9 protein-coding genes are annotated in these 13,571 nt (G+C 35.7%); 8 read left to right on the top strand and 1 reads right to left on the bottom strand.

All coding sequences use genetic code 11. The features are described 5' to 3' along the window. Nucleotides 1-17: 17 nt before the first annotated feature. The 6 genes from gdhA (LNP19_RS03610) (at nucleotide 18) to LNP19_RS03585 (ending at nucleotide 8,528) form a co-directional block, all read left to right on the top strand. Complete coding sequence (gene gdhA / locus LNP19_RS03610) at nucleotides 18-1,361, top strand: NADP-specific glutamate dehydrogenase (RefSeq protein WP_230063450.1); 1,344 nt, start codon at nucleotides 18-20, stop codon at nucleotides 1,359-1,361. Between the two features lie 339 nt (nucleotides 1,362-1,700). Further along, on the top strand, nucleotides 1,701-3,044 hold the full coding sequence (gdhA, locus tag LNP19_RS03605; protein ID WP_230063449.1) for an NADP-specific glutamate dehydrogenase: 1,344 nt from the start codon (nucleotides 1,701-1,703) through the stop codon (nucleotides 3,042-3,044). Between the two features lie 157 nt (nucleotides 3,045-3,201). Beyond that, nucleotides 3,202-3,915, top strand: a complete 714-nt coding sequence (gene recO / locus LNP19_RS03600) for a DNA repair protein RecO (RefSeq protein WP_230063448.1) — start codon at nucleotides 3,202-3,204, stop codon at nucleotides 3,913-3,915. 132 nt (nucleotides 3,916-4,047) lie between these two features. Next, nucleotides 4,048-7,449 (top strand): isoleucine--tRNA ligase, encoded by a 3,402-nt coding sequence (ileS, locus tag LNP19_RS03595; RefSeq protein ID WP_230063447.1) that lies wholly within the window; start codon nucleotides 4,048-4,050, stop codon nucleotides 7,447-7,449. A 7-nt stretch (nucleotides 7,450-7,456) separates the two neighbouring features. After that, on the top strand, nucleotides 7,457-7,837 hold the full coding sequence (locus tag LNP19_RS03590; RefSeq protein WP_230063446.1) for a TraR/DksA family transcriptional regulator: 381 nt from the start codon (nucleotides 7,457-7,459) through the stop codon (nucleotides 7,835-7,837). An 88-nt stretch (nucleotides 7,838-7,925) separates the two neighbouring features. After that, entirely contained in the window at nucleotides 7,926-8,528 is a 603-nt protein-coding gene (locus tag LNP19_RS03585; protein WP_230063445.1) for a lipoprotein signal peptidase, read from the top strand. Nucleotides 8,529-8,624: 96 nt separating this feature from the next. Here the strand turns inward: LNP19_RS03585 and LNP19_RS03580 are convergent, their stop codons facing one another. Then, a complete protein-coding gene (locus LNP19_RS03580) occupies nucleotides 8,625-9,194 on the bottom strand; it encodes a 5-formyltetrahydrofolate cyclo-ligase (protein WP_230064208.1) in 570 nt (189 codons plus the stop codon). 157 nt (nucleotides 9,195-9,351) lie between these two features. Between LNP19_RS03580 and uvrC the strand changes: the two genes are divergently transcribed. After that, the gene (gene uvrC / locus LNP19_RS03575; protein WP_230063444.1) at nucleotides 9,352-11,151 is read left to right on the top strand and encodes an excinuclease ABC subunit UvrC; all 1,800 of its coding nucleotides are present in this window, start codon (nucleotides 9,352-9,354) and stop codon (nucleotides 11,149-11,151) included. 54 nt (nucleotides 11,152-11,205) lie between these two features. Continuing rightward, nucleotides 11,206-13,407, top strand: coding sequence for a patatin-like phospholipase family protein (locus tag LNP19_RS03570; RefSeq protein ID WP_230063443.1), 2,202 nt, complete (start codon nucleotides 11,206-11,208; stop codon nucleotides 13,405-13,407). The last annotated feature ends 164 nt before the right edge of the window (nucleotides 13,408-13,571 follow it).

Below are 13,571 nucleotides of genomic sequence, written 5' to 3'. Positions count from 1 at the left end.
TTAATTTGTTATTATATATGTTACTAAAAATAAATGATTTTATGGCTCAAGTGGAAGCCAAGAATCCAAATGAGCCGGAATTTATTCAAGCAGTTAGAGAATTTGCCGAAACGGTGATTCCATTTATTGCAACACAGAAAAAATATGACGGAAAGAATTTACTTTTAAGAATGGCAGAGCCGGAACGTTCTATTATTTTTCGTGTTCCATGGGTTGATGACAAAGGTGAAATACAGGTAAATAGAGGTTTTAGAATCCAAATGAATTCAGCAATTGGACCTTACAAAGGAGGGATTCGTTTTCATCATACCGTAAATTTATCGGTGTTGAAATTTTTGGCTTTTGAGCAAGTATTTAAAAATAGTTTGACTACTTTGCCAATGGGCGGAGGAAAAGGAGGCTCTGATTTTGATCCACAAGGAAAATCAGATGCTGAGGTGATGCGTTTTTGCCAGTCTTTCATGACTGAATTATGCAGACATATTGGCCCGCAATTAGACGTTCCTGCTGGAGATATCGGTGTTGGAGCAAGAGAAATCGGGTATTTATTTGGTCAATACAAAAGAATAAGAAATGAATTTACGGGAGTTTTAACCGGTAAAGGATTGGCATACGGAGGTTCTTTGATAAGACCGGAAGCTACAGGTTACGGAGTGGTTTATTTTACTGAACAAATGTTGCAGACCATTGGTCATACTATCAAAGATAAAAGAGTAGCTATTTCAGGATTTGGTAACGTGGCTTGGGGAGTTGCTTTAAAAGTAAATGACCTTGGCGGAAAATTAGTTACTATTTCTGGTCCTGACGGTTATATTTATGACGAAGAAGGGATTTCCGGAGATAAAATTGAATTTATGCTCGAAATGAGAGCCAGAGGTGATAACAGAGTAGAATCCTATTTAGAGAAATATCCAAATGCAGTTTTCCATAAAGGAAGAAGTGTTTGGGAGGTTAAAGTTGATGTTGCGATTCCTTGTGCGACTCAAAATGAGTTAAATGAAGAGGATGCAAAAAAATTGATTGCTAACGGAGTAATCTGTGTAACCGAAGCGGCCAATATGCCAAGTACATTGGGAGCAATCAAAGAATTTTTGAATGCCAAAGTGCTTTTTGCTCCAGGTAAGGCGGCCAATGCCGGTGGTGTTGCGGCTTCAGGATTAGAAATGACGCAAAACTCAATTCGTTTGAACTGGACGAGTGAAGAGGTAGATTCACGATTGAAAGAAATCATGACAGGAATACACAATCAATGTAAAAAATATGGCACTGAAGAAAGTGGTTATGTAAACTATGTAAAAGGAGCAAATATTGCCGGTTTCGTTAAAGTTGCTGATGCCATGCTAGCTCAAGGAGTAGTATAAAATAATTTTAGATATTTCTGAAAACCTTCTGTCTTTTTTGACAGAAGGTTTTTTTGTTTTTATATCAAATTGATCCTGATAATAGGCCAAATTTTATGCAATAAAAACAGGGATTAGCCTCTTTTTGTTGAAATAAATAGACTGATGGCTTGAGCGTTATTGTGAAATTCATAAAATACCCCATTTGAATTTTGTTTTAAAATAAATTTGATAGCCCTTATTTAATGAATAGGGAATTCTTTAGGCAAAACAAAAAAAAAGTTTCAGTCCTTTTATTGTATCTTATCTTTGTAAACCTGAACAATGACTCATTTTTGAACGTTTATAATCTAAATTATCATGTCGCAAAGCATTACTACTTTTATAGAAGAGGTTGCCAAAAATAACCCAAATGAACCAGAATTTATGCAAGCTGTAGCAGAGGTGGCTGAAGCTGTAATTCCTTTTATCGAAAAAAACAAGAAATACCAAAATAAAATGCTTTTGGAGCGAATGGTTGAGGCAGAACGAATCGTGATTTTTAGAGTGCCTTGGATTGATGATAAAGGGAAAACGCATGTAAATAGAGGGTATCGTATTCAGATGAACTCGGCAATTGGCCCTTACAAAGGAGGAATTCGTTTTCATCCTACGGTAAATTTAAGTATCCTTAAGTTCTTGGCCTTCGAGCAAACTTTCAAAAACAGTTTAACTACTCTGCCAATGGGCGGCGGTAAAGGAGGATCTAATTTTGATCCAAAAGGAAAATCGGATATTGAAGTGATGCGTTTTTGCCAAAGTTTTATGAATGAATTGTGCAGGCATATCGGCCCGGACACCGATGTTCCAGCAGGTGATATTGGTGTTGGGGGAAGAGAAGTGGGTTATATGTTTGGTCAGTATAAGAAAATTAAGAACGAATTTACGGGAGTTTTAACCGGCAAAGGAATCTCTTTCGGAGGTTCATTGATCAGACCGGAATCAACGGGATATGGTACGGTATATTTTGCACAAAGTATGCTGGCCACCAAAGGAGACGATTTTAACGGCAAAACGGTGGTGATTTCAGGTTCCGGAAATGTAGCGCAATATGCAACCGAAAAAGTAAATGAATTAGGAGGAAAAGTGGTGGCTCTTTCCGATTCTTTAGGTTATGTTTATGATGCTGATGGATTTGATGCAGAGAAGTTAGCTCATGTAATGGAGTTGAAAAATGAATTAAGAGGAACAATTAAGGATTATGTGACTAAATATCCATCTGCTAAATATGTAGAAGGCGCGCGCCCTTGGGGAATCAAGTGTGATGTTGCCTTACCTTGTGCAACTCAAAATGAATTGGATGAAGAAGATGCAAAAGCATTAGTTGCCAACGGATGTATTTGTGTTTCCGAAGGTGCTAATATGCCTTCAACTCCGGACGCAGTTTCTGTTTTTCAAAACGCAAAGATATTATATGCTCCCGGAAAAGCTTCAAATGCTGGTGGAGTTACAACTTCGGGTCTTGAAATGTCTCAAAATTCATTAAGACTGAAATGGTCTTCCAAAAAAGTTGATGAAAGATTAAAAGAAATTATGGCTGATATTCATACTTCTTGTGTGAAATATGGAACTGACGAAACCGGACATGTTGATTATGTAAAAGGAGCTAATATTGCCGGTTTTGTAAAAGTTGCCGATGCCATGCTGGCTCAAGGGGTGGTTTAGTCTCTTTTTTAAAATATTTTTAAAAGCCTTCTATTTTTCTGAAAGTTCAGGAAGATAGAAGGTTTTTTTTGGGGAATCAATCAAAAGCCAAGTGTTTTGGTTTGTAGTATATTTGCAGGCGAATCAAACTGTTTTATTCCCGAAAAAAAGTTAAAAAATGCAGGTAAAAACCAAGGCAATCGTCATTTCGTCTTTAAAGTTTCAAGAAAAAAGCTTGATTGTAAAGTGTTTCACGCTCTCGCATGGATTGAAATCTTATTTTGTTCGGGATGCTTTTTCAGGCAGAAAATCCAATCAAAAAATTGCTTATTTTCAGCCGCTGACGCTACTCGAAATTGAAGCGGTTCATAAAAACAAAGGCACTTTAGAAAACTTTAAAGAAATAAAAATTGCCGCACCTTTTCATTCTATACATTCGGATATTTACAAAAGCACCATCGTGATGTTTATTTCCGAAATTTTGCATCATTCCATCCACGAAGAGGAAAAAAACGAACCGCTTTTTACTTTTTTAGAAACCGCTCTAGATTGGTTGGATAATCATGATGAAATGGCTAATTTTCATTTGATTTTACTGCTTGAAATTACAAAATACCTCGGCTTTTATCCCGATATTTCCGATATGGATATGCCTTTTTTTGAGATGACCGAAGGTGTTTTTACGCCTTTCCATGCCCTAAGTTCGTTGACGGAACACGAAACGAATTTGTTTAAAAAACTGATTGGTTTAAAGTTTGAAACCGATCAAAAAACATTTCACGTTATTGAAAGGCAAATTGTTTTGAAAATACTGATTGATTACTACAGCGTTCATCTCGATGGTTTCAAAAAACCAAAATCCTTGGAGGTTTTAAAAGAAGTTTTTTCTTAAAAATTCATAAATTGACTTAATTTGCGAGAGTATTGTGGAATTGACTTTTCATATTCTGCTATTTTTACTTTACTTTTCTTTGTTTTATTCAAAATTCCTTACTTTCGCACTTCGATTTAAGAAAAGGACAAAATGAGTACAAAATTTACTGAATACAAAGGACTTGACTTACCAACTGTGGCATCGGAAGTTCTGGATTTTTGGAAGAAAGAAAACATATTCGAGAAAAGTGTAACTACTCGTGAAGGAAGCCAACCATTCGTGTTTTTTGAAGGACCGCCTTCGGCAAACGGATTGCCGGGAATTCACCACGTAATGGCACGTGCTATTAAAGATATTTTTTGCAGATATAAAACTCAAAAAGGATTCCAAGTAAAGCGTAAAGCCGGCTGGGATACTCACGGATTGCCTGTGGAATTAGGTACCGAAAAAGAATTAGGGATTACCAAAGAAGATATTGGAACTAAGATTTCTATCGAAGAATATAACGAAGCATGTAAGAAAACCGTGATGCGTTATACCGATGTGTGGAATGATTTGACCGAAAAAATGGGCTATTGGGTTGATATGGAAGATCCGTATGTGACTTACAAACCCAAATACATGGAAACCGTTTGGTGGATTTTGAAACAAATCTACAACAAGGATTTGATGTACAAAGGCTACACCATTCAACCGTATTCTCCAAAAGCGGGAACAGGATTGAGTTCGCACGAAGTGAACCAACCGGGTTCTTATCGTGATGTGACGGATACGACCATCGTAGCTCAGTTTAAAGCATTAAATGAAACTTTTCCAGAATTTCTTCAAGGTTTTGGCGATATTTATATTTTAGCTTGGACGACGACTCCTTGGACTTTGCCTTCTAACACGGCATTGACCGTTGGTCCAAAAATTGACTATGTTTTAGTAAAAACTTTCAATCAATACACTTTTAGACCGATAACGGTTGTTTTGGCTAAAAATTTAGTTGGGAAACAATTCGGGAAAGGATTTTTTGAAAGTACAGAAGCTGCTGATTTTGAAAACTTCAAAGAAGGCGACAAAAAAACACCTTACCAAGTTCTTGCGGAATGCAAAGGTTCGGATTTAGTTGGTATTCGTTACGAACAATTATTGCCGTTTACTTTACCGTATCAAAATCCGGAAAATGCTTTTAGGGTAATTTCAGGAGATTTCGTTACAACGGAAGACGGAACAGGAATTGTGCACACTGCGCCAACTTTTGGTGCCGATGATGCCAAAGTGGCCAAAGAAGCTACGCCTGAGGTTCCGCCGATGTTGGTTTTGGACGAAAATGGAAATCCGGTTCCTTTGGTCGATTTACAAGGGAAATTCACTTCTCATATGGGTGAATATGCCGGTAAATATGTGAAAAACGAATATTACGATGAAGGTCAAGCACCGGAACGTTCGATAGATGTTGAAATCGCCATTCGATTAAAAGAAGAAAACAGAGCTTTCAAAGTAGAGAAATACGTACACAGTTATCCACATTGTTGGAGAACCGACAAGCCTATTTTATATTATCCTTTGGATTCTTGGTTCATAAAAATAACGGAAGTTAGAGACCGTATGTTCGACTTGAACGAAACGATTAATTGGAAACCAAAAGCGACCGGAGAAGGTCGTTTTGGAAATTGGTTGAAAAATGCCAATGACTGGAACTTATCCCGTTCAAGATACTGGGGAATTCCGTTGCCAATTTGGAGAACGGAAGAAGGAACCGAAGAAATCTTGATCGGATCGGTTGAAGAATTATACAATGAAATAGAAAAATCGATCCAGGCCGGATACCAAAAAGAAAATCCTTTCAAAGGTTTCGAAATTGGAAACATGGCGGAATCAAACTACGATTTGATTGATTTGCATAAAAATGTGGTCGATGAAATCACCTTGGTTTCTGCTTCGGGAAAACCAATGAAGCGTGAGGCTGATTTGATCGACGTTTGGTTTGATTCGGGGTCTATGCCTTATGCACAATGGCATTATCCTTTTGAAAATAAAGATAAAATAGACGAAAACAAAGATTTCCCAGCCGATTTTATCGCCGAAGGAGTGGATCAAACACGCGGTTGGTTTTATACCTTGCATGCGATTGGGACTTTGGTTTTCGACAAAGTGGCCTATAAAAATGTGGTTTCCAACGGATTGGTTTTGGATAAAAACGGGCAAAAAATGTCTAAACGTCTAGGCAATGCTGCAGATCCTTTCGAAACATTGGCAGAATACGGTCCTGATGCGACGCGTTGGTACATGATTTCGAATGCAAATCCTTGGGATAACTTGAAATTTGACTTGGAAGGAATTGCTGAGGTGCGCCGAAAATTCTTCGGAACACTTTACAATACCTATTCGTTCTTTAGTTTGTACGCGAACATTGACGGATTTAAACATGAGGAAGCCGAAATTCCGTTAAACGAAAGACCGGAAATTGACCAATGGATCATCTCGGAATTGAACACTTTGATAAAAGACGTGGATGGTTTTTATGCCGATTACGAACCTACAAAAGCGGCTCGCGCTATTTCTGATTTCGTTCAGGAAAATCTGAGTAACTGGTACGTTCGTTTGTGTCGTCGTCGTTTCTGGAAAGGCGAATATGCGCAGGATAAAATTGCAGCTTATCAAACATTGTACAGCTGTTTGTTGACCATCAGTAAACTGGGTGCGCCAATCGCTCCGTTCTTTATGGACAAGCTTTACAGAGACTTAACTTTGGCGACACAATCAGAAAAATATGATAGTGTACATTTGGCTGAGTTTCCAAAATACGTTGAAAACTTTGTTGATAAATCGTTAGAGAGCAAAATGCAGAAGGCGCAAACCATTTCTTCACTGGTTTTATCGCTTCGTAAAAAGGAAATGATCAAGGTGCGTCAACCCTTGCAAAAGGTAATGATACCGGTGCTTGACGAGAATCAGAAGGCTGAAATTGAGGCGGTTTCTGAGCTAATAAAAGCCGAGGTAAACGTCAAAGAAATTCAACTTTTAGACGATGCTTCAGGTGTTTTAGTGAAACAAATTAAACCTAATTTTAAGGCACTTGGACCTCGTTTTGGTAAGGATATGGGCTTGATTTCTAAGGAGATACAAGGTTTTTCGGCGGATCAAATCAACGAGTTGGACAAGGAAGGAAGCCTGAAAATTGTTATTGCAGGAAAAGACGTAACTTTATCATTAGAAGATGTAGAGATAACATCGCAAGATATTGAAGGTTGGTTGGTAGCTAATTCAAACGGAATAACGGTTGCATTAGATATTACAATTTCTGAAGAGTTGAAACAAGAGGGAATTGCGAGGGAATTAGTGAACAGAATCCAGAATATCCGTAAAGATTCAGGATTTGAAGTTACTGATAAAATTAAGGTTCAATTGAAAAGAGATGGACTTTTGGAACAAGCAATTCTTAAAAATGAAGACTATATCAAATCAGAAACATTAACCAGTGATTTGGTTTTTGTGGATGAATTAGAAAGTGGTACAGAAATTGAGTTTGATGAGATAAAAACAAGAATAACAATTACTAAATAATTAGGTTATGGTAGAAGAAGCAACAAGATACTCTGATGCCGATTTGGCAGAGTTCAAAGAGATAATTCTAAAGAAAATTGAAAAAGCACAAGCGGATTTAGATTTGATAAAAAGCGCCTATATGAATGATTTGAATAATGGTACCGATGATACATCGCCTACTTTCAAAGCATTTGAAGAAGGTAGCGAAACCATGTCTAAAGAAGCAAACTCACAATTGGCCATTCGTCAGGAGAAGTTTATTCGCGATTTGAAAAACGCTTTATTCCGTGTGGAAAACAAAACTTATGGGATTTGTAAAGTAACCGGAAAGTTGATCAATAAAGACAGATTGAAAATTGTACCTCATGCTACGATGAGCATAGAGGCTAAAAATTTACAGCGATAATCAACTTTCGTTATATAAATATTTAACGCTCCATTGGGAGCGTTTTTTTTGATTAAATTATTACTTTTACGGACTTAAAATTTAAAAAATGTCATTACGAAAAGCGTATTTACTGATCTTCCTTATACTGATTGTTGATCAGCTTTCTAAAATATACATCAAAACTAATTTTATCTTAGGTGAGGAAGTAGAAGTTTTCAATTGGTTCAAAATTCTATTTATTGAAAATGAAGGAATGGCTTGGGGTACTGAAATTCCAGGAGAATACGGCAAATTAATTTTGACTCTTTTTAGACTGGGTGCAGTTGTAGGAATTGGATATTGGTTGTGGGATTCTGTAGAAAGAAAACACAGTTCTAATTATTTGATTGTTTCCATAGCGTTAATTCTTGCAGGGGCTTTTGGTAATATAATAGATTCGGTTTTTTACGGATTAATTTTCAATGACAGTCATGCTCAACTGGCGACTTTGTTTTCAGAGAATCCTTATGGCACTTTGTTTCACGGCAAAGTGGTAGATATGTTTTATTTTCCTTTTTGGCATGGAAATTTGCCTAGTTGGTTGCCAATTTGGGGAGGAAAAGATTTTACTTTTTTTAATGCTATATTCAATATTGCCGATGTAGCTATTTCTACCGGTGTTGGAATATTGATTGTTTTCAATAAAAAAGCATTTCATCATCAGGAATAAGATTTAAGATCAGTATATTAAAAAGACCTGTTTCGTAATTTGAAATAGGTCTTTTTTTTTGATGATAACGTGGTTTTTTAATTGTGATAGTAATAATCAGAATTGATAGATTTCATTTGGTGTCACGCAATAATCCAATTTGATGTCATTTTCATGGGTATCAGCAATTGATTGTTCGGCCTCAAAAAAAGAAAGACCAATTTTTATGGTTTCCGGTGCGCATTCAGCAAGGAAATTATCGTAGAAACCTTTGCCGTAGCCTATGCGATGTCCTTTTTTGTCAAAAGCAAGTAATGGAACAAAAACAACCTCAATTTTATGAGACGGTACTTCAATTCCATCAAGGGGTTCAGGGATATGGTACTCGTTTTTTTTGATTTTGGTATTGTCTGTCAGTAAGAAATGGGTCATTTTTCTGGTTTCAAAATCAGCTTTCGAAATTATGGTTTCCTTGTCTTTACCTGAAAGTAAATGTAATATCAATTCGGTATCGACTTCCTTTTGTTCAGTAATGGGTAGGAAAACATGAAAGTAGTTTTTCTCCCAAATGGGAAGCTCTAGCAATTTATTGGCAATAGCTAAACTCATTTCTTCTCTTTCCTTTTCAGAAAGTTGTTTTCTTAAGTCTTTGTATTTTGAGCGTAATTCTTTTTTATTGGTTTCCATCATCGATTGATTTGGGTTTTTATGCTTTTCATAGGGAATAAAAAATCTAAAAGTAGAAATAATTATTTGGATTTCGTAAATTTGAAATGAATTCAAATTAATAAAATCACTTCTTAGTTTTAAGTGCGATCGCGTATCCTTGTGAAATAAAATTATAATGCAAAACCCAACTCTCGAACTTCAAATTCAAACCTTGCCTGACGATCCCGGCGTATATCAATATTATGATAAACAGGGAAAAATTTTATATGTAGGTAAGGCTAAGAATTTAAAAAAAAGGGTTTCTTCCTATTTTAATAAAATTCATGATACGGCCAAAACTAATGTTCTGGTCAAGAAAATTGTAACGATTAAACACATTGTTGTTCCTACGGAAACGGATGCGCTTTTATTGGAAAATAACCTGATAAAAACCTTGCAGCCCAGATATAATGTGCTGTTGCGTGATGACAAAAGTTATCCTTGGTTGTGTATAAAAAAAGAATCTTTTTCTAGGATTTTCGCCACCAGAAGAATGGTCAAAGACGGTTCGGAATATTTTGGACCTTATACCAGTTTTAAGACGGTAAATACCATTTTAGAACTAATAAAAGAGTTGTATCCGCTTCGAACGTGTAATTATGATTTAAGTGAATCCAATATAGAAAGTGGGAAATTTAAGGTTTGCCTCGAATACCATATTGGGAATTGTAAAGGGCCTTGCGAAGGATTGGAAACCTTAGAAAATTACCAAAAACAAGTGGATGCCATTCGCGAAATTTTGAAAGGGAATTTCAAAGAAAGCATGAAAGATTTCAAAAGAGTAATGACGGAGCTGGCTCAAAATATGCATTTTGAGGAAGCACAAAAAATTAAGGAAAAAATTGAAGTGCTTGAAAATTATCAATCACGTTCGACCATAGTAAATCCCAAAATTACTAATGTGGATGTGTTTTCGATCGTTTCGGACGAAAGCGCCGCTTATGTGAATTTTTTGCAAATTTCACACGGTTCCATTATCCGATCCCATACAATGGAGATCAAAAAGAAGCTGGAGGAAACAGACGAGGAATTACTTGAGTTAGCAATAATTGAACTTCGGGAGCGTTTTCAATTGCTTTCCAAAGAAATATTAGTGCCATTTCCTGTCGATTTAGGAGAAAACATAAAAGTTTCGGTACCACAGTTGGGCGATAAAAAACAGATATTGGATCTTTCAATTCGAAATGCTAAATTTTATAGAATTGAACAGCTGAAACAATTGCAAATTGTGGATCCTGATAGGCATGCCAATAGAATTATGGCGCAGATGCAAAAAGACCTACGGCTCCATGTGGAACCGCGCCATATTGAGTGTTTTGATAATTCGAATATTCAGGGTACCAATCCGGTTGCAGCTTGTGTGGTTTTCAAAGATGGAAAACCAAGTAAAAAGGATTACCGTCATTTTAATATAAAAACGGTCGAAGGACCTGATGATTTTGCTTCGATGCAAGAAGTGGTTTATAGACGTTACAAAAGGCTTTTGGATGAGAAAGAACCTTTGCCGCAGTTGATAATTATCGATGGAGGAAAAGGGCAATTGTCATCAGCGCTTAAGAGCTTGGACGAGTTGGGATTGAGAGGAAAAATAGCCATCATTGGCATTGCCAAAAGACTCGAAGAGCTGTTTTATCCCGGAGATTCTGTCCCTTTGTATTTAGATAAGAAATCAGAAACTTTAAAGGTGATTCAGCAATTGAGAAACGAAGCGCATCGATTTGGAATTACACATCATAGGGATAAAAGAAGCAAGGCGGCTTTAAATTCTTCGATAGAATCGATTCCTGGAATTGGCGAGAAAACGATGTTGACGTTAATACAACATTTTAAAAGTGTTAAAAGATTAAAGTTAGCGACAGAAAAAGAAATTTCTGATGTTATAGGTATATCGAAAGCAAAAAAAATTGCCGACTTTTACAAAACAATACAGGAGTAATGTGATACAGTAATTTCTAGAGATCCAAGTACCCAAATAGAAACAAACACTTTTATGAAAAAACAAGCACTTTTATTTCTTATTTTTTTTTCAAGTATAGCCTTGTTTGCGCAAGAACAGAAAAGAGTCAAGGTAGGTTTGGTTTTAAGTGGTGGAGGAGCGAAAGGATTTGCACATATAGGTGTCCTTAAAGTTCTTGAAGATGCTGGCGTGAAGATTGATTTTATAGGAGGAACAAGTATGGGAGCTGTGGTAGGAGGGTTATACGCTTCGGGTTATAATGCGGCTCAACTGGATTCTATTTTTCGAGAAACCAATTTTGATGAGTTATTAAGCGACTATATTCCACGAGCGTCTAAGAATTTTTATGAAAAGAGAAATGATGACTTATATGCGCTTAGCTTGCCTTTTAATGATTTTAAAATAGGAATTCCAAAGGCGCTTTCTAAGGGGCTTTATAATTTTAATTTGTTGAGTAGACTAACTCGAAATGTTAGACATATTAGGGATTTCAATCAATTGCCAACTCCTTTTTTATGTATCGGATCCAATATTGAAACGGGGGAACAGATCATCTTGGATCGTGGCAATCTAGCACAGGCAATGATTGCTAGTGCTGCTTTTCCTTCTTTATTTTCACCTGTTGAAATAGATGGTAAACTCCTAGTTGATGGAGGCGTGACTAATAATTATCCCATAGATGAAATTAAGAAGTTGGGTGCCGACGTTATTATAGGGGTAGATGTACAGAATGATTTACTGGACCGATATTCTCTTAAAGATGCAACTAAAATCTTAGTTCAGATTACAAATCTTCATTCGATTGAAAAAATGAAAGCAAATGTAAAAAAAACGGATATTTATATAAAACCGGATATTAAAAACTATGGTGTTGTTTCCTTTGATAAAGGAAGAGAAATTATTGTAAAAGGAGAAGATGCTACCTTTTCGGTTTATGAAAAAATTGAACTGTTGGCTGACAGTTCTAATAAATATGCAAAGCCAAAGTTGAAGCTGGTGTCGGATTCTCTGAATATTAAAAGTATAAATTGCAATGATTTGGATAATTTCACCAGAGATTATATTATAGGTAAACTTCGATTTAAATCAGGCTCTAAAATTAGTTACAAACAACTGGAGGCGGGGATTAATAATATTAATTCGACACAAAATTTTAGTGCTATCACCTATTCCTTAAATCCGGAAATGGAAGGCGATAATTTGAATCTTACAATAAAAGAGAATCCTACAAAATCGTATCTTAAATTTGGTTTGCATTATGACGGTCTTTATAAGAGTGGGGTGTTAGTAAATCTGTCTCGAAAAAAAACTTTTTTTAAGAATGATGTAGCCTCATTTGATGTTGTCTTAGGAGATAATTTTCGTTATAATTTTGATTATTATATTGAAAATGGATTCAATTTAAGTTTAGGTTTTAAGTCTTCCTTTAATCAATTTAACAAAAATATAGCCAAGGAAATTAGCGGACTGGATCCTGATGATTTTGGAATAAAAGCCATTAATGTTGATTTTTCGGATGTGACAAATCAAGTTTATTTTCAATCTTTATTTGTGCGTAAATTTTTGCTAGGAGGAGGAGTTGAGTTTAAATTTTTGAAAATTAAGTCAGAAACTATTGCCAATGCAGATCCAATAATTGATAGAAGTACCTATGGGAGTGTTTTCGGATACTTAAAATACGATTCCTTTGATGATAAATATTTTCCAAAAAAAGGCTGGTATTTTTCTGGGGATGTTCAATCCTATTTGTTTTCGTCAAATTATACAAATGAGTTCAATCCTTTTTCTATAGCAAAGGCTGATTTTGGATTTGCAACCAGCATTTTTGATAAAGTCACGATGAAATTTCAAACTGAAGCCGGTTTTTCAATAGGCAAAGAAAGTGTGCCATTTTTTAATTTTACATTGGGTGGCTACGGTTATAATATGATAAATAATTTCAGACACTTTTACGGTTATGATTTTTTGAGCATAACGGCCAATAGTTATATAAAGTCCTCAGCAACTATTGATTATGAGTTTTATAGAAGAAACCACATCAATTTTTCGGCTAATTTTGCTAACTTGGGAGATAAACTTTTCGAGACAACGAATTGGGTTTCTATTCCTAAATATTCTGGTTATGCTTTTGGTTATGGGCTAGAAACGGTTATTGGTCCCATCGAAATAAAATATTCCTGGTCTCCTGAGAACTCAAGAAGCTATACTTGGATTAGTGTTGGATTTTTATTTTAAATTTATTTTATTTTAATAAAAATTCCGATATTTGTTATAATGAAAACAAAATGGCTAGGTTTATTAGAGTATCTTCAATTCCTTATCAAGAGAAATCCTGAATAAGGACACTTTTTTTGATTTATCATAACACATTATAAAGTAATCTCAACTTTAATTTGTTA

This window comes from Flavobacterium acetivorans, assembly GCF_020911885.1.
Taxonomy (GTDB): domain Bacteria; phylum Bacteroidota; class Bacteroidia; order Flavobacteriales; family Flavobacteriaceae; genus Flavobacterium; species Flavobacterium acetivorans.
Note: the sequence above shows the minus strand (reverse complement) of the source record. Positions and strands in the feature narration are given on the sequence as shown.